The following is a 17,840-nucleotide window of genomic DNA, read 5'->3' as shown; positions in this document are numbered from 1 at the left end:
CCTGTGGATAGGGATTCACGTGAAACAATTTTCGAGGCATCGCCGGCGCTCAGGGCTCTCCGGTGAATTTTCCCTCGAAGGCGATCTCCGAAACCGGCTTGCGCTTGCTTGGAACCTCCCGCTCGGCAAGGTCGTCGGGAAGCGTACTCCGGTCCGCGATGCGGCCGATCGCAGCCGCTGCCTCGGCCCGGTAACCTTCCGGAATGCCCAGCGCTTCGACGGCCTTTTCCTTGTCGAAACCCTCCATGCCATGGGCGTGATAACCGAGTTTCATCGCCTGGCAGATCACCGAGAACCAGGCAGCACCCGTATCGTAGGAATGGGTGTAGGCGAGCCGGCGCTCGCCATTGCTCGCGACCCGATAGGTCTTCGACACGACGATCATCAGCGCTGCCGCGTTCTGCGCCCAGCGCTGGTTACCCGGCGAAAGAATGTCGACGAGCACCGGAAAAGAAGGCGTTCCGCGCAGCGCATAGATGAAACGCCAGGGCTGGTTGTTGCCGGAGGAGGGCGCCCAATGGGCAGCATCGAGGATCGTCAGCATGGTCGCCTGATCGATCGTTTCCTCGGTAAACGCCCGCGGCGACCAGCGGTCGAGGAAGAAGGTATCGATCGGAAACTCCGAGTCGCGGGTGTTGCTGCTGGTCATGAGCATTCTCCGAAATTGCAGGCCGGGAGTAGATTTAACATTAACAATAGGCCCGTCGACCTGCTTGGCAACAGACTTCTGGTTGGCTGAAAACGGGCGTGACAAGCCGGGACGCATGTTCCATAAACCTCCTCGCTTAAATGGAGGATCATGTTTTGAAACTGATGCGCATTGGTGAGCCGGGCCATGAAACGCCGGCACTTTTTGACAACAAGGGCAAGATTCGCGATCTGTCCGGCCATGTCGCCGATATTGCCGGGCCTGCCATTTCCCCGGAGGGCCTTGCCAAGATCGCCGCTCTTGATCCGGAAAGCCTGCCCGAATTGCAGCCGACCCGCATCGGCGCCTGCGTCGCCGGCACCGGAAAGTTCATCTGCATCGGCCTCAACTATTCCGACCACGCGGCCGAAACCGGCGCGACCGTACCGCCGGAGCCGATCATCTTCATGAAGGCGACTTCCGCCATCGTCGGCCCGAACGACGACGTGGTCATCCCGCGGGGTTCCCAGAAGACCGACTGGGAAGTCGAGCTCGGGGTAGTCATCGGCAAGACCGCGAAATATGTCTCGGAAGCTGACGCGATGGATTATGTCGCCGGCTACTGCCTGACCAACGACGTCTCCGAACGCGCCTTCCAGGCCGAACGCTCCGGCCAGTGGACCAAGGGCAAGTCCTGCGACACCTTCGGCCCTATCGGCCCCTGGCTCGTCACCAAGGACGAAATCGCCGATCCGCAGAACCTCGGCATGTGGCTCACGGTCAATGGCGAGAAGATGCAGAACGGCTCCACCAAGACCATGGTCTACGGCGTCCGTTATCTCGTCTCTTACCTCAGCCAATTCATGTCGCTGCATCCGGGCGACATCATCTCCACCGGCACGCCTCCGGGCGTCGGCCTCGGCATGAAGCCGCAGCGTTTCCTGAAGCCTGGCGAAGTCGTCGAGCTCGGCATCGATGGCCTCGGCACCCAGCGCCAGACCTTCGTCGCCGATATCTAAATGATCGGGGACTCATGCCCGCCGGCGGGCATGAGTCCTTAACCAGGCTTGGAAGGTGGAACTTTAAGGCTTACATGTCATTCTCAAGACAGCAGAATGATCTGCGGTTCCGCCTTCCTCTTGGCCAATTCAGCCGGTATCCCCATAATGTTGCACCGCAATAGAAAAGTGCTAGCCTATCCCCACGCTGCTCCTGAACCGATCGGTTCGATGCCCCTGTCGAATGCGCTGTCGGAAATCACGAAAGGTAGCACCTCGATGTTCTATCAGTTCTACGAGATGAACCACGCCGCGATGGCTCCTGTCCGCGCTGCCGCGGATGCCATGCACTTCTTCTATTCCAACCCGCTCAATCCGTTTTCCCATACGACGATGGGCCGGACGCTGTCCGCCGGCCTTGAAGTCTTCGAGCGCGTGACGCGCCGATACGGTAAGCCGGCCTTCGATCTCCCGTTCGCGATCGTCGACGGCGAGACCGTCGCGGTGACGGAAGAGATCGTCTGGAACAAACCGTTCTGCAATCTCCTGCATTTCCGCCGTGACTTGCCGGCCGGCCGTGCACCGGACCAGAAGATCCTGATCGTCGCGCCGATGTCCGGCCATTATGCGACCCTGTTGCGCGGCACCGTGGAAGCGCTGCTGCCAAGCGCCGATGTCTATATCACGGACTGGATCGACGCCCGCATGGTGCCTATCACCGATGGCCGCTTCGATCTCGACGACTATATCGACTACATCATCGAGATGCTGCACGCGATCGGCCCTGGCGCCCATGTCATCGGTGTCTGCCAGCCCTCGGTCCCGGTGCTTGCTGCCGTGGCGGTGATGGAATCGCAGCGCGATTCGATGGTTCCGGCCTCGATGATCCTGATGGGCGGCCCGATCGACACCCGCATCAACCCGACCGCCGTCAACAAGCTCGCGGAAAAACATCCGATCGAATGGTTCCGCGACAAGGTCATCATGAACGTGCCGTGGCCGCATTCCGGTTTCATGCGCCGCGTCTATCCAGGCTTCCTGCAATTGTCCGGCTTCATGTCGATGAACCTCGACCGGCACGTGACCGCCCACAAGGAATTCTTCCAGCACCTCGTCAAGAACGACGGCGAGTCCGCCGAGAAGCACCGCGAGTTCTACGACGAATATCTGGCGGTCATGGACCTCACCGAGGAGTTTTACCTCCAGACGGTCGACACGGTCTTCATCAAGCATTCGCTGCCGAAGGGCGAGATGATGCACCGGAATGTACCGGTCGATACCAAGCTCATCCATCAGGTGGCGCTTCTGACGGTCGAGGGCGAGAACGACGATATTTCCGGTCTCGGCCAGACCAATGCGGCGCAGACCATCTGCCCCAATATCCCCGATGACATGCGCCTGCATTACATGCAGCCGGATGTCGGCCACTACGGCGTGTTCAACGGCTCGCGTTTCCGTCGGGAGATAGCCCCGCGGATCGTCGCCTTCACCCAGAAACATGCCAAGTCCGCACCGAAGAAGACTCCGGTCAAGCGTGTGATAAGGGGCGGCAAGGTCGGTTAAGCTCGGCGGGGTTCTTCGAATTCCGGTTTATATTTCAGCATCTTCTTGAATTTAATGATCCGTCTTCTTGAAGGCGGATCATGGGCTCACCAAATCGGAATGAGACGGGCTGGCATGTGGCCACCCGCTGAAACATCAGGGTGTGACCAATGAACCAGTCAGCATTGATTCGTCCGGATTGGACGCCGGCCACCATCGCGCTCATGGTGCTCGGTTTCGTCGTTTTCTGGCCTCTCGGCCTTGCCATGCTCGCCTATATTCTCTTCGGGGACAGGCTCCGCGGCTTCAAGCGCGATGCCAACGACCGCGCCGATCGCATGTTCGCCGGCTGCCGCCGGGCGAAGTCCCGCTACAACACGCATTTCACCACTGGTAACATCGCCTTCGACGATTGGCGCAAGACCGAGATCGACCGGATCGAAGAAGAACGCCGCAAGCTGGACGAAATGCGCGAAGAATTCGACAACTATGTGCGCGAGCTTCGCCGTGCCAAGGACCAGGAAGAGTTCGATCGCTTCATGCGCGAGCGGCAGAACCGCTCTTCCGGCCAGAACCCGGTTGTCGATCTCTGATCCTCCCAAGGATTCACGTGAAACGTGATGGAAAGCCGGCGTCTGTGAGGCGCCGGCTTTTTTATGTAAGGGAATCGGCTAGAAAGGGTCCATGTTCGCGCTTCTGAAAAAGCCAGTCCGCTCCAAACCTAAACCGCTCGAAACGGTTAAGCGGACTCTTGATGTCGGCGATCGGGCGATGCCGCTGACGATCAGGGAAAACCGCCGTGCCACCCGCATCACGCTCAGGATCGAACCCGGCGGCCGCGCGCTCAATCTCACCGTGCCGGCGGGCCTGCTGAAGCGCGAGATTGACGATTTTCTCGACCGCCATCAGGGCTGGCTGCTGACCAAGCTGGCGAAATTCTCTGCGGACAGTGCGATTCGCCCCGGCGGCCGTATCGCCTTTCGCGGCGTGCCTCACCGGATCGAACATACCGGCACGCTCCGCGGCCTTACCGAGGCGGTGCTGATCGACGGCGAACCGGTGCTGAGGGTGAGCGGCCTTGAGGATCATATGGGCCGCCGGCTCTCCGCCTTTTTCAAGAAGGAAGCGCGCAAGGATCTCGAAGTGCTGGTCGCCCGCCACGCCGCCGCCATCCGCAAGCCGATCAAGTCGGTCTCCATGAAGGATACCCGCAGCCGCTGGGGATCCTGCTCCTGGGATGGAAATCTCAGCTTTTCCTGGCGCATCGTCATGGCTCCGCCTCTGATCATCGACTATCTCGCCGCCCATGAAGTGGCGCACCTGAAGGAGATGAACCACGGTCCGAAATTCTGGGCCCTGTGCAGGGAGCTCTGCCCGCGCATGGAAGAAGCGCGCAAATGGCTGAAACAGCACGGCTCGCAGCTGCACGCGATCGACTTCGAGTAGGAGACCGCCTGTGGATCCTCGGTCAAGCCCTAGGATGACCAGCTTGGATGTTATCGCCCGTTGGCGATCACCAGCCGTCCGCTCCTTAGCCATCCGCCACCTTCTCCGTCGTCATCCTCGGGCTCGACCCGAGGACCCATGCCCCAAACGCGGCGCTCTCGGCTATGATTTGCCTCGACTCCGGCGGAATTTCATGCCAATCCGCACCTCATGAAACCTGATATCAAGATCTGCGGGTTGAAGACCCCCGAGGCTGTCGATCGCGCCGTGGCGCGGGGTGCCTCGCATATCGGCTTCATCTTTTTTGCCAAGAGCCCGCGTTATGTGGAACCGGACCTTGCTGGAGACCTTGCCGATCGAGTCCGTGGACGGGTGAAGCTCGTCGCGGTGACGGTCGATGCCGATGACGAGGAACTGGACGACATCGTATCCATGGTGCGGCCGGATATCCTGCAGCTGCATGGCAACGAGAGCCCGGAACGGGTTCTGCAGGTCAAGGCGCTCTTCGGCCTGCCGGTCATGAAGGCATTTTCCGTGAAGGAAGCCGGCGATCTTGACCAGGTCGATGCGTATATCGGCGTCGCTGACCGTTTTCTCTTCGATGCCAAAGCTCCCGCCGGATCTGAATTGCCGGGCGGCAACGGCATTTCCTTTGACTGGAGCCTGATGGCTTCCCTTGACGAGGGCGTGGATTACATGCTTTCGGGAGGATTGAACAAGGATAATGCCGCCATCGCCCTCAAATCGACGCGGGCGACCGGTATCGATCTATCGTCCGGCGTCGAAAGTGCGCCGGGTATCAAGGACCTTGGAATGATCGATGCGTTTTTCGATGCCGTTGCAGATGCGGGTCGGAAAAGCGCGTGAGGGAGTAGACAGTGAACGAGACGCCAAAACCCAATTCGTTCCGTTCCGGCCCCGATGAGGATGGCCGTTTCGGTATTTTCGGCGGGCGCTTCGTCGCCGAAACGCTGATGCCACTGATCCTGGATCTCCAGGGGGAATGGGAAAAGGCGAAGAACGATCCGGCCTTCCAGAAGGAACTGGCTGATCTCGGCGCCCATTATATCGGCCGCCCGAGCCCGCTCTATTTCGCCGAGCGCCTGACCGAACATCTCGGCGGCGCCAAGATCTATTTCAAGCGCGAAGAGCTGAACCATACCGGTTCGCACAAGATCAACAACTGCATTGGCCAGATCCTGCTCGCCAAGCGCATGGGCAAGACCCGTATCATCGCCGAAACTGGCGCCGGCCAGCATGGCGTTGCCTCCGCGACCGTTGCCGCCCGTTTCGGCTTCCCCTGCGTCGTGTACATGGGCGCAACCGACGTTCAGCGCCAGGCGCCGAACGTCTTCCGCATGAAGCTCCTCGGTGCTGAAGTCCGTCCGGTCACCGCCGGTCACGGCACGCTGAAGGACGCCATGAACGAGGCGCTGCGCGACTGGGTCACCAATGTCGACGACACCTATTACCTGATCGGCACCGCCGCCGGCCCGCATCCCTATCCGGAAATGGTTCGCGACTTCCAGTCGGTCATCGGCACCGAAGCCCGCGCCCAGCTGCTGGAAGCCGAAGGCAGGCTGCCTGACGTGGTCATTGCCGCCGTTGGCGGAGGGTCGAACGCGATCGGCATCTTCCATCCTTTCCTCGATGACGACAGCGTCCGGATCGTCGGCGTCGAAGCCGGTGGCCGTGGTCTCCAGGGCGTCGAGCACTGCGCCTCGATCACCGCCGGATCGCCTGGCGTCCTGCATGGCAACCGTACCTATCTGCTGCAGGACGGCGACGGCCAGATCCTCGAAGGCCATTCGATTTCGGCCGGCCTCGACTATCCGGGCATCGGTCCGGAGCACAGCTGGCTGCATTCCATCGGCCGTGCCGAATACGTGCCGATCATGGATGACGAAGCGCTCGACGCTTTCCAAATGCTGACCCGCCTCGAAGGCATTATCCCGGCGCTGGAGCCGAGCCATGCGCTCGCCGAAGTGATCAAGCGCGCCCCCAAGATGGGCAAGGACGAAATCATCCTGATGAATCTGTCGGGCCGTGGAGACAAGGACATCTTCACCGTCGGCAAGATTCTCGGCATGGAGCTTTGATATGACCGCTCGTATGGACAAACGTTTCGCGGCCCTGAAGGCCGAGGGTCGCCCCGCGCTGATCACCTACATCATGGGCGGCGATCCGGATTTCGAGACTTCGCTCGGCATCATGAAGGCACTGCCGGATGCCGGTGCCGATCTGATCGAGCTCGGCATGCCGTTTTCCGATCCGATGGCCGATGGCCCGGCGGTCCAGATGGCCGGTCAGCGCGCCCTGAAGGACGGTCAGACGCTTGCAAAGACGCTCGAGCTCGCACGCAGGTTCCGCGAAGGCGATACCGAAACGCCGATCGTCATGATGGGCTACTACAACCCGATCTATGTCTATGGCGTCGAAAAATTCCTCGATGACGTGATCGCCTCCGGCATCGACGGCCTGATCGTCGTCGACCTTCCGCCGGAAATGGATGACGAGCTCTGCATTCCGGCACTGGCCAAGGGTGTCAACTTCATCCGCCTCGCCACCCCGACCACCGACGACAAGCGTCTCCCGGCCGTCCTCAAGAACACGTCGGGTTTCGTCTATTACGTCTCGATGAACGGCATCACCGGCTCGGCCCTTCCGGATCCGTCGCTGATCGGCGGAGCCGTCAAGCGCATCAAGGGCCACACGGCTCTGCCGGTCTGCGTCGGTTTCGGCGTCAAGACTGCGGATCACGCCAAGGCAATCGGTGCTGCAGCGGACGGCGTCGTCGTCGGTTCGGCGATCGTCAGCCAGATCGCCGGCAGCCTCACCAAGGATGGCAAGGCCGGTCCGGATACCGTTGCTGCGGTCGCAACCCTGGTTCGGGGCCTTGCAACCGGCGTGCGCGCTGCCCGCCTTGTTGCCGCCGAATAGTTTCCCACATTAGGCTTGAGTTAATCGGGAGTACGCCAAGTGAACTGGATCACCAATTACGTCCGGCCGCGCATCAACTCCATGCTCGGTCGTCCCAACCGGGACGTTCCGGAAAATCTGTGGATCAAATGCCCGGAAACCGGGGAAATGGTCTTTCATAAGGATCTGGAAGAAAACAAGTGGGTCATCCCCGCTTCCGGCTTCCACATGAAGATGCCCGCCAAGGCGCGCCTTGTCGATCTTTTCGACGGCGGTGTCTTCGAGGCGTTCCCGCAGCCGAAGGTCGCCCAGGATCCCCTGAAATTCCGCGATTCGAAACGGTATGCCGACCGCCTGAAGGACAGCCGCATCAAGACCGAGCAGGAAGACACGATTCTTGCCGGCCTCGGCGAGGTCCAGGGCCTGAAGCTGGTCGCTGTCGTGCATGAATTCAACTTCATCGGCGGTTCGCTCGGCATGGCGGCTGGCGAGGCGATCGTCCGGGCCTGCGAACGAGCTCTCACCGAAAAATGCCCGCTGGTGATCTTCCCGGCTTCCGGTGGCGCCCGCATGCAGGAAGGCATCCTGTCGCTGATGCAGCTGCCGCGCACCACGGTTGCGGTCGACATGGTGAAGGAAGCGGGCCTGCCCTATATCGTTGTGCTCACCAACCCGACGACCGGCGGCGTCACGGCCTCCTACGCGATGTTGGGCGACGTCCATATCGCCGAGCCCGGTGCCGAAATCGGCTTTGCCGGCAAGCGCGTCATCGAACAGACGCTGCGCGAAAAGCTGCCCGAAGGTTTCCAGACGTCGGAATATCTGCTGGAGCACGGCATGGTCGACATGGTGGTGAAGCGCCACGACATTCCGTCGACGCTGGCCAAGATCCTGAAGATGCTGACAAAGCAGCCTGTCCAGGAGGCGCTTCCGGCGCCCATCGCGCTCAGCGCCTGACCGAAAGAGAGCATCGAGAGCCGGAGCGGCGGGATGACCACCATGAACGAGCCCGTTGTGAGCGAGGCGGAACGGGAAATCGATAGGCTGATGACCCTTCATCCGAAGGGTTTCGATCTTTCGCTCGACAGGATCACCCGCCTGCTCGAACTCCTCGGCAATCCGCACAGGAAACTGCCGCGCGTCATCCATGTGGCCGGCACCAACGGCAAGGGCTCCGTGACCGCCTTCTGCCGCGCCCTGCTCGAAGCAGGCGGTTACGCCACGCATGTCCACACGTCTCCGCATCTCGTCAACTGGCACGAACGCTACCGAATCGGCGTCAAAGGCGGCCGCAGCCAGATCGTCGGCGACGAGATGCTGGCGGATGCCCTGCGGCGCATCGCGGCGGCCAATAATGGCCAGATGATCACCGTCTTCGAGATCCTGACCGCAGCGACCTTCCTTCTGTTCTCCGAACAACCCGGCGATGCGGTGATCCTCGAAGTCGGCCTCGGCGGCCGTTTCGATGCCACCAACGTCATTTCCGATCCGGCGGTTTCGGTCATCATGCCGATCTCGCTCGACCATCAGGCCTATCTCGGCGATCGGGTCGAGCTGATTGCCGCCGAAAAGGCGGGGATCATGAAGCGCGGCCGCCCGGTGGTCATCGGCCAGCAGGAATTTGAGGCGGCCCGCGACGTGCTGGTTTCGACTGCCGAACGGCTCGGCTGTCCGACCGCCGTCTATGGCCAGGAATTTTCGGCCCACGAGGAATTTGGCCGGCTGATTTATCAAGACGAGTACGGCCTTGCCGACCTGCCTTTGCCGCGCCTGCCGGGGCGTCACCAATACGCCAACGCCGCTGCCGCCATCCGCGCCGTCAAGGCAGCTGGCTTCACCGTCACCGAAGCGATGATGGAAAAGGCGATGGCGACGGTCGAATGGCCCGCCCGCCTCCAGAAGCTGACCGAAGGTAAACTGCTGCAATATGCGCCCGAGGGTTCTGAAATCTGGCTGGATGGCGGGCACAACCCCGGCGCCGGCGAGGTAATCGCCGAGGCAATGGCATCCTTCGAGGAACGCCAGGCCCGGCCGCTTTACATCATTGCCGGCATGATCAACACCAAGGATCCGATCGGCTATTTCCGCGCTTTTGCCGACATCGCCGAACACGTCTTCACCGTGCGCATCCGCGGCAGCGAATCGGGGCTCGACCCGGTGGTTCTCGCCCATGCCGCATTCGACGCGGGCCTGGTGGCCGAACCCGCCGGCTCCACGGCCGAGGCGCTGCAGGAAATCGCCCGCCGCCAGGTGCCGGGGGGCCCGCCGCCGCGTATCCTGATCGGCGGCTCGCTTTATTTCGCCGGCAACGTACTTGCCGACAACGGCACCCCGCCGACCTGACCGGAAGGGCCGGGACCGACATAGAAAAAGCCCGGCTGCAGGGATCAGCCGGGCTTTTTTACGCGGGCATGCGACTGGAAGTTAGGCGGCGCTGGAAATCCAGGCCGAAAGGGCGGTCTTCGGAGCGGCGCCAACCTTGATGTCGGCGACTTCGCCACCCTTGAACATGGCAAGCGTCGGGATCGAGCGCACGCCGAACTGGGCAGCAAGCTCGGGATTTTCGTCGATATTCAGCTTGACGACCTTCACCTTGCCGGCGAGTTCGTTCGAAATTTCTTCGAGGCTCGGGCCAATCATTTTGCAAGGGCCGCACCATTCGGCCCAGAAATCCACGATCACCGGCTCGGCGGCGTCGAGGACTTCGGCCTGGAAGTTGCTGTTATCGACTTTTACGGTAGCCATAGGGCTCTCCTTCACGATTCTCTGTTGGTGTAAATGTGAGCTTCCCGCTCAAAGTTTTCAATGGCCGCTATCTCACTTTGTTTTGAGTTCCGCAAGCGAGCGTGACAGCAGTTCCGCCGGCAGCGTAACCACTTGCGCCGACTCGGTATAGACCAGCACGCATTCAAAATCCTTTGCCGGATAAAGCGGTTTCAGGATCTCGCGATAGATGGCGAGCTGGGCGCGATGGGAGCGCGGCACGTCCTCCGAGGTCTTCGGCGGCACGCGATTGGTCTTGTAGTCGAGGACGATCACCCGATCCTCGGTCACCACCAGCCGGTCGATGCGGCCGGAAATCGCATAGTCGCGGCCTTCCAGCGCCAGCGTGCCCATGATCGAGACTTCCGATTGGCTGCGCTCGGAAAACACAGGCCCGAGTTCGGCGTGCGAAAGCACCGACATGACCCCGGCGACGAGCTTTTCGCGCTCCGCTGCCGGCCAGAAACGGGCCGCACGGTCCGCATAACGACGGGCGGCGGAGGCACGTTCAGGCTCTGGAAAATCCGTCAGCATCTGCAGCATGCGGTGGACCAGCTTGCCCTTCTGCAGCGCCAGTCCCGCACTGTCTTTCTGATCGGCAAACAGCGGCGAAGCGACGATCAGGTCATCCGCGTCGTCATCGATCATCGTGCCGGCGCCGGAAGGGCTGAGCGGCCGCGGCAGGATTTTTTGCGCGGGCAAGGGACGGGAAAGCGCTGGCGGAAGCGGCTTTCTGTCCGCTGCCGCCGCCTCCTTGTGCGCCGCCTTCGGCGTCTGTCCGGGAGCGGCCGGAAGCCGCCATTTGAAACCGCCCCATTCGCCATCCGAGCCGTGGAACTCCGCCGGGCTGCAATGGTGTTCGTCGGCAGCGAGCGCCTTCGAGATCATCGACTGCCAGGTATCGGGATTGTCGATCTTGCCGCGATAACCGCAGACGATCAGCCGGTCCGCAGCCCGTGTCATCCCCACGTAGAGCAGCCGGCGATATTCTTCCTCGGTGGAAGTCCTGATCCGATCGTCGTCGGCTGATGTCATCGCGTTGGTCAGCATCTTGCCGGGCATCCAGGCGGGCACATTCTCGCCGGCGATCCGAAGCAGCCGGAATTTCGGCACATGCGAGGAAATGAAGGCCTTCGAGCCGCTGTCGACTAGGAACACCACCGGCGCTTCCAGGCCTTTGGAAGCGTGCACGGTCATGATCCGCACCTCGTTGCGGCCGCCGTCCTGTTCGCGCTTCACCTCCGGCGATTCGATTTCCAGCGTCGAGATGAAGGCCTGCAGGCCCGGCAATCCATTTGTTTCGTGGTCGAGCGCGAAAGTCAGGAACTCGTCGAGAATATCGCCCGCCTCGGTACCGAGCCGGCCAAGGAATTTCCGTCGCCCGCCTTGCGCCCCGAGAATCCGGGCAAACAGATCGTGAGGGCTGAGCTGCCGCGAGAGGCCGAGAAGATGCTGGAGCCGGTCGGCCGCATCTCGGAACCGGAGCGGCTGTTCGTCGCCCAGGCGGTTGAGCTGAGCCCAGGCGCTGGTATTCTCCGCCCGCAGCGCCGCGACTTCGAAGACGTCCTCTTCCGAGAGATTGAAGAGCGGGCTTTTAAGCAGCGCCGCCAGCGAAAGATCGTCCTGCGGCAGCAGCAGAAAGCGGCCGAGCGCCAGGAGATCCTGCACCGCGATATGGCTCGTCAGCCGCAGCCGGTCGGCGCCGGCGACGGGAATATTGTCGCGGCGTTTCAGTGCCCGGGTCAGCGCGTTGACGAAAGCGTCGCGCTTTCGGACCAGAACGAGGATGTCACCGGCCTCGATCGGCCGTTCGACGCCCTTTTCGATGATCGTTTCCTTGCCGATCATCTCCTCGATCCGGTTGGCGATCCGGCCGGCGAGAATGGCGGAAGGTGCCTTGTCGGGCGTCGAATCGAATGGCGCCGTCCAGTCCTCCTCCTGTTCGGCGATTTCCGGCACCACGACATCCCAGAGGTCGACGGCGCCCGGGTGGCCGATCCGGTTGGAACGGTGCTGCACCGGTTCGCCCAGTGCGCTGAGACCTCGAAAGTTCTCCTCCAGAGAAAACACCTGGTCGACGGCTGCGAGCACATCGGCCGTTGAGCGGAAGGAGAGCGGCAGCCGCACCGAGTGGAAGGCCTGGTCGCTGGCCCGCACCCGCTTCTCCGTCTCGCTGCGTTCCTCCGCGAATCGCTCCGGCCGGGCGCCCTGAAAGGAATAGATCGACTGTTTTTCGTCGCCGACGGCAAAGATGGTGCGGCGGGTCTCGCGAGCGCTGGCGCCGGAATAGAAATCCTCCGCGAGCGACTTGATCACGGTCCACTGGATCGGGCTGGTGTCCTGCGCCTCGTCGACGAGAATGTGGTCTATGCCCTGGTCGAGCTTGTAATGCACCCACGCGCCGACGCCGTCGCGGGTCAGAAGATCGGCGGTACGGGCGATCAGATCCTCGAAGTCGAGCAGGCTGCGCTGTTTCTTCAGGTCCTCGTAATCGTCGTTGAGGCGTTGCGCCAGCGTCAGCGCCGCCTTGGTAGCGAGGAACATCCGGATCAGCCGCAGTCGGTCGCGGCAAGCGACGACATGGGCACGACCGGCCGCCACGGCGTCGGTCAGTTCCGGTGCCGTCGTTGTCATCGCCTTGGCGACCAGCGAACTGTCGGCTTTCGGCTTGCCCTCGCGGGTAAGGAAAATCTGATCGAGATGCTGGGCTCGCTTCAGGACATCCGGCTCCTTGGCGACCAGTCGAAGGCCGTAAGCGACTTCCGTGACCTTCTGCCCGCCCTTCTGGTCGGCAAGCGCCAGATAGAGATCGAGCGTCAGGCCGGAGAGACCGGGCAGGGGCCAGTAGGCTGCTGCTATACTGTCTTCCGTGTCGGCTGGCCCCAACCCCAGCGCGCGCTTCAGCTCGACGCCGATGCCGCCGTGACGTTCGGCATGGGCAATGAAACGGCGGATCGCGGTGCGGTTGGCGATGATATCGCCGAGCAGCGTTTCGAGCCCGAATTCGTCGCCGAGATCCAGGACGTGCGCAAAGGCTTCTGCGAGCACCGGGTCTTCTTCCGCAGAGGTCGCCGTCAGCAGCGAGCGCCGCGCATCGGCAAGCAGGGCGGAGGCGGCGCGGTCGTCGAGCACCGAAAAATGCCCGGCGACATTGGCTTCGAGCGGAAATTGGTGCAGCAGCGCTTCGCAGAAGGCGTGGATGGTTTGGATCTTCAGCCCGCCCGGCGTTTCCAGAGCCTTCGCGAACAGCCGCCGCGCCTCCGCGAGCTTAAAAACATCCGGCTCAGCGCCTTCGATGCCAGCGATCCGCTTGCGCAGCTCGTCGTCCGAAAGCACCGTCCATTCCGAAAGCCGCTGGAAGACACGGTTCGACATTTCCGATGCGGCCGCCTTGGTATAGGTGAGGCAGAGGATCGATGAAGGCCGGCAACCGGCGAGCAGCAGGCGGATGACCCGCTGGGTCAGCACATGCGTCTTGCCGGAGCCGGCATTGGCGGAAACCCAGGCGGAACTTATAGGATCGGAGGCGAGCGATTGCTGCACCGTCGTCCAGTCGATCCACTTGATCGGGTCGTCGCCCTCCGGAGCCAGATCACTCATCGACTTCCGCCTCCTCGTCGTCGGCCGTCGACCATTCGGCAACACGGGCGAGGTGGTCGTATTCGCCGCCGAAATCATTCTGCGCCATCGGGACGAGCCGCGATGCGAAGCCGGCTTCTCCATTGCGCAGCGTGATCACGAACCGGGTGAGCTGTTCGAGGGATTCGTCGGCCAGATCGATCGCGGATTTCGGCTGCCGCTTGGCCGTCGCGCTCGAACCCTCGTTGTTGACCTTGTCTTCCCGGAACCGGTCGCCGGGACGCAGCCGGACATAGAGCAGCTGGTCAGGCGTCAACGGACCCGCATCCTTGAACGCTCCGGCCCGAAGCGCCGCCGCCTCAAGCCCGAGCTGAGGATCGAGCAGCGCCCGAGCCTGGGAAACGGAAGGGCTGAGGCCCGTCTTGTAGTCGACGATGTCCGCAAGGCCCGAACCTTTGATGTCGATCCGGTCGGCGATCCCGGTGACGCGGATGCCGGCGGGCTCCAGATCCCAGCCGGCACCGACTTCCGTCATCGTCCTGAGGATATCCGGCGCCCGCTCGACTTCCCAGTCCAGGAAGGCGCGGGCGACTTCGACAAAACGGGGCCGCCAGACGCGGTCGATATGGGTCGGCAGCTGTTCGGCGTCGAACAGTTCCTGGGTGATCCGGCGCATCGCCTCTTTGGCCGCAGGCGTGCCGGGCTTGTGGCCCTCGCGCGTGTAGCGGTCCACGATCGCGTGGTAGAGTGTACCGCGTTCGGAGGCGCCAGGATCGCGGTTGAACGGGGCGAGCGGATCGAGCTTCAGGATCCGGCGGGCATAGATGGAATAGGGGTCGCGGCGCAGGCGCCCGACCTCGCTGAAGGAATATTTTACAGGCTGCAGGTCCGCCGGAGGTTTCGGGGCCGGGCGCTTGGCAACCGGCTGGTTTTCGCCGGCGTCGATCATGGAAGCCCAATCGCGGTATTGGTGGCCGCGGCCCTTGAGATCTTCCGCAAATTGTCTTCCGCCCAGGGCCAGCAGCCGCTGCAGCCAGCGCGAGGCGACGGTCGGCGTCGATCCCTGCCGCGTCGAGCGCGACAGGATCAGATGCCGGGTGCCGCAGGCCATTTCGAAATCGTGGGCAAGCTGGCCGATCCGGCGTTCCGGCGGTTCCAGCCCCATGTCGGTCTTCATGGTGCGGGACAGGAAGGGGTTGTTGACGGTCTGGCCCGGCCAGGATCCTTCGTTGAGGCCGCCGAGTATCATCGTATCGACGCTCTGCAGCCGGGCTTCCAGCGTGCCGAAGATGAAGATGCGCGGATGGCTGAGCGAACGGGGCTTTACCGCCTCGCCTGTTGTCAGTGCCATGACGATGTCGATCCATTGGGGACCGTCCGCCTCCATCTGCCCGTCGGTGTCGATGACTTCGGAGAGCAACCCCGCCAGCCGCTCGCCAGCTTCGCCGGACCAGAGCGCCGCGAGGTTTTTCCCTTCATCCACGCAGATGGCTTCCAGCGCGCGGCCCGTGCGTTCGGCCCAGTCGGAGAGCGTCAGCTTGGCGGTGAGGCCGCGCCCGTCCGGCCGGCGGCGGATGAGGGCGGAGGCGAGCGGCTCGACCGCCTTCGCCAGCCGCCGGGCGAGGTCGCGGGCCTTGTCGACGGCGTCGGCAGGCAGCGACAGCCGCCAGTGAGGCGTATGCCGGTCTTTGAGCTGGGCAGCAAGCTGGGTTTCGAGCAGCGGCTCCAGCGCCGAAATGTCCATGTCGCCGAGGCCGCCGCGCAGCGCCAGGATTTCGAGCGCTTCGACCGCTGAACGCAGATCTTCGACTGGCAGGCCGAGGCGCATCAGCGGGTGTTTGATGAGCGCGACGATCGCCACCGGATCGCCCGGCCGGAGCGTTGCTTCGAGCAGAAGCTGGGTCAGTGTGCCCTGCGGCGTGCCGGAAAGCGGAGAACCGGCGGAATCGTCGGCGAGCAGGCCGAAACGGGAAAGCTCGGCGGTGACCCGGCGGGCCAGCGCACGATCGGGTGTGATCAGTGCCGCCTGGCTCTCGCCGCCGTCTTTTCCCGGCTGCTCAAGCGCCAGCCGGAGCGCGATGGCGATCGCCACAGCCTCCTCGCGTTCGTTCGAGGCTTCGATCAGCGAGACATCGGCAAAGGCCTGGGCCAGGAGGGAGGGGTCGGCGCTGTCTCGCCAGGTGCTCCAGCGGTCGGTCGCCTTGGCGGGCACCAGCGCCTGGGAGAGGGCTTCGGCGCGGAAGGCGAGATCGCCCGGAACTTCGCCGAGCACTTCCACGTCTTCCCGCGTCACGCCGAGCTTCCTGAGCAGCCGCGACAGGCCGAATTGCGAATGGCTGCGGCTGGCGGGTTCGGGTTTACCGTCAAATGTTTCTTCGCCGATCATCGCCCACTGATCCGCCGGCATCGAGAGGTCGAGCCCCGGCAGAACGACGGTACCGTTCGGAAGGTTAGAGATCGCGGCGATCAGATCGGCAGCGGCCGGCACCGACCCGGTCGAACCCGCGACGATCACCGGTCCCTTGTGATCCCTGGACGAAATCCGCCGTGCCTCGCCGCGCAGGATCGCCGCCTGGTGTTTCGCTGGCGAAGAACGGCGCAGTTCTTCAAGACGAAGCGGCCAGAAGGCGCTGGCGATCGACAGGAACTCGGCGGTCAGCTGCCACCAGAGCGCATGTTCGCCGGTGTCGAGTTTTTTAAGATCCGCCCAGTCGCGCTCTTCAGTCTCGACCGCGTCGATGAGCTCCGCAAGCGCCCGGGCGAGCCATATGGCATCGGCGGGGCTGGCCGGTGCGACGAGCGGTGATTCCGAATGCACGTCGAGCACGATCTTCGGAAGCTGGTTGCGCCAGGCAAGGATCAGCCGGCCGAGTTCGAGCAGGCGCGCGGTGCCGCCGATCGGCAGCGCCAGGTCCATCTCCTCAGGCGCTACGAGGTCGAAATAGCCGCTGTCGTCATCGGTTTCGCCAAGCGGCCGGATGACCGGCAGGATTGCCGAGCGGCCGCCGAGCAAATCGACGAATTCCGAGCGCAGCACGCGGGCCGAACGGCGCGTCGGCACATAGATGGTCACGTCGGCGAGCGAAAGCGGGTCGGCCGGGTCGTAGCGGAAGGTCTCGTCGAGCCGGCCGTCGCAGAGTGCCGCTGCCACGGTCTTGAGGAACGGCGCTCCGGCGGGGATCGAAAAGACCCGCTTCTTGCCGGATAGCGTGGTCATGCCTCCACCGGATAGCGGGCGATCACCGCTTCGGCTTCCGGCAGCGCTTCCGGCGTGCCGACGGTGATCCAGTGGCCGTCGAGCATGGTGCCAAAGAGCCGGCCGCGAGCGATGGCCTTGTCGAAATAGATATTGATGTTGAAGGCATCGGACGGCGCGTCATCCAGAAAAGACGGGCTCATCGCGAAGGCGCCGGCATAGACGACCGGATTGGTCGGATCGTCCCGGTAACGCCTCAACAGGCCATCCGCATCCATGCCGAAATCGTTGATACCATTGTGCCCGGTCGTGTTGTCGATATCGACGCAGAGCATCGCGATGTCCATGCGCTCGGGGTCGAAGAAATTTGCCAGGTGCTGCAGGTTGGTCGGTTTGCCGGGTGCCTCGCCGATCCAGAAGAGGTCGGCATTCATGATGAAAACCGTGCCGCGATCGAGGAGCTTCAGCCCCTTTACGATACCGCCGCCATTGTTCATCAGCGCGTCGCGCTCGTCGGAGATCAGGATTTCGAGGCCCTTGTAAGCTTCAAGATGCCCTGCCATCTGGTCGGCGAAGTGGTGCACATTGACCACCGCACGCTCGACGCCAGCTTCTTTCAGCGAATCCAGCACGTAATCGATCATCGGCTTACCGGCGACCGGCACCAGCGGCTTCGGCATTGTGTTGGTGATCGGCCGCATGCGAGTGCCGAGCCCTGCGGCAAGCACCATGGCCTGTTTGATGGGGGCTCGTTGAATGGTCATCGGCA

General features: G+C 62.8%; 14 protein-coding genes. 9 read left to right on the top strand and 5 right to left on the bottom strand.

Features of this window, described 5'->3' with window-relative positions; all coding sequences use genetic code 11:
• Window positions 1-49 precede the first annotated feature (49 nt).
• Entirely contained in the window at window positions 50-649 is a 600-nt protein-coding gene (locus C5J26_RS28395) for a nitroreductase family protein (RefSeq protein ID WP_105404812.1), read from the bottom strand.
• Between the two features lie 155 nt (window positions 650-804).
• Between C5J26_RS28395 and C5J26_RS28390 the strand changes: the two genes are divergently transcribed.
• The 9 genes from C5J26_RS28390 (at window position 805) to C5J26_RS28350 (ending at window position 9,876) form a co-directional block, all read left to right on the top strand.
• Complete coding sequence (locus tag C5J26_RS28390) at window positions 805-1,647, top strand: fumarylacetoacetate hydrolase family protein (protein WP_105404811.1); 843 nt, start codon at window positions 805-807, stop codon at window positions 1,645-1,647.
• Window positions 1,648-1,905: 258 nt separating this feature from the next.
• A complete protein-coding gene (locus tag C5J26_RS28385) occupies window positions 1,906-3,189 on the top strand; it encodes a polyhydroxyalkanoate depolymerase (protein WP_105404839.1) in 1,284 nt (427 codons plus the stop codon).
• 149 nt (window positions 3,190-3,338) lie between these two features.
• A complete protein-coding gene (locus C5J26_RS28380; RefSeq protein WP_046668110.1) occupies window positions 3,339-3,761 on the top strand; it encodes a DUF2852 domain-containing protein in 423 nt (140 codons plus the stop codon).
• Between the two features lie 91 nt (window positions 3,762-3,852).
• Window positions 3,853-4,614 (top strand): M48 family metallopeptidase, encoded by a 762-nt coding sequence (locus tag C5J26_RS28375; RefSeq protein WP_046606625.1) that lies wholly within the window; start codon window positions 3,853-3,855, stop codon window positions 4,612-4,614.
• Between the two features lie 210 nt (window positions 4,615-4,824).
• Window positions 4,825-5,481 carry a phosphoribosylanthranilate isomerase gene (locus C5J26_RS28370; RefSeq protein ID WP_105404810.1) on the top strand — a complete coding sequence of 219 codons (657 nt, stop codon included), beginning with the start codon at window positions 4,825-4,827 and terminating at the stop codon, window positions 5,479-5,481.
• 11 nt (window positions 5,482-5,492) lie between these two features.
• A complete protein-coding gene (gene trpB, locus C5J26_RS28365) occupies window positions 5,493-6,713 on the top strand; it encodes a tryptophan synthase subunit beta (protein ID WP_105404809.1) in 1,221 nt (406 codons plus the stop codon).
• A 1-nt stretch (window position 6,714) separates the two neighbouring features.
• Window positions 6,715-7,554 (top strand): tryptophan synthase subunit alpha, encoded by an 840-nt coding sequence (gene trpA, locus C5J26_RS28360; RefSeq protein ID WP_105404808.1) that lies wholly within the window; start codon window positions 6,715-6,717, stop codon window positions 7,552-7,554.
• Between the two features lie 39 nt (window positions 7,555-7,593).
• Entirely contained in the window at window positions 7,594-8,490 is an 897-nt protein-coding gene (gene accD, locus C5J26_RS28355; protein WP_105404807.1) for an acetyl-CoA carboxylase, carboxyltransferase subunit beta, read from the top strand.
• A gap of 33 nt (window positions 8,491-8,523) precedes the next feature.
• Window positions 8,524-9,876 (top strand): folylpolyglutamate synthase/dihydrofolate synthase family protein, encoded by a 1,353-nt coding sequence (locus C5J26_RS28350; RefSeq protein WP_245441308.1) that lies wholly within the window; start codon window positions 8,524-8,526, stop codon window positions 9,874-9,876.
• Between the two features lie 81 nt (window positions 9,877-9,957).
• On the opposite strand, the gene trxA is transcribed toward C5J26_RS28350, so the two are convergent.
• The 4 genes from trxA to C5J26_RS28330 all read right to left on the bottom strand — a co-directional run bounded on the left by trxA (window position 9,958) and on the right by C5J26_RS28330 (window position 17,835).
• Window positions 9,958-10,278: a thioredoxin gene (gene trxA, locus C5J26_RS28345; protein WP_038547409.1), complete on the bottom strand. Its 321-nt coding sequence runs from the start codon at window positions 10,276-10,278 to the stop codon at window positions 9,958-9,960.
• Window positions 10,279-10,350: 72 nt separating this feature from the next.
• The gene (addA, locus tag C5J26_RS28340) at window positions 10,351-13,896 is read right to left on the bottom strand and encodes a double-strand break repair helicase AddA (RefSeq protein WP_105404806.1); all 3,546 of its coding nucleotides are present in this window, start codon (window positions 13,894-13,896) and stop codon (window positions 10,351-10,353) included.
• Window positions 13,889-17,092, bottom strand: a complete 3,204-nt coding sequence (addB, locus tag C5J26_RS28335; RefSeq protein WP_105404805.1) for a double-strand break repair protein AddB — start codon at window positions 17,090-17,092, stop codon at window positions 13,889-13,891. The genes addA and addB overlap by 8 nt, the downstream gene beginning before the upstream one ends.
• Complete coding sequence (locus C5J26_RS28330; protein WP_105404804.1) at window positions 17,089-17,835, bottom strand: nucleotidyltransferase family protein; 747 nt, start codon at window positions 17,833-17,835, stop codon at window positions 17,089-17,091. Before C5J26_RS28330 ends, addB begins: the two co-directional genes overlap by 4 nt.
• Window positions 17,836-17,840: the final 5 nt, after the last annotated feature.

The sequence above is a fragment of the Neorhizobium sp. T7_12 genome (genome assembly GCF_002968535.1).
GTDB lineage: Bacteria > Pseudomonadota > Alphaproteobacteria > Rhizobiales > Rhizobiaceae > Neorhizobium > Neorhizobium tomejilense.
The sequence above is the reverse complement of the archived record's forward strand: the minus strand, read 5'-3'. Positions and strand labels throughout refer to the sequence as shown.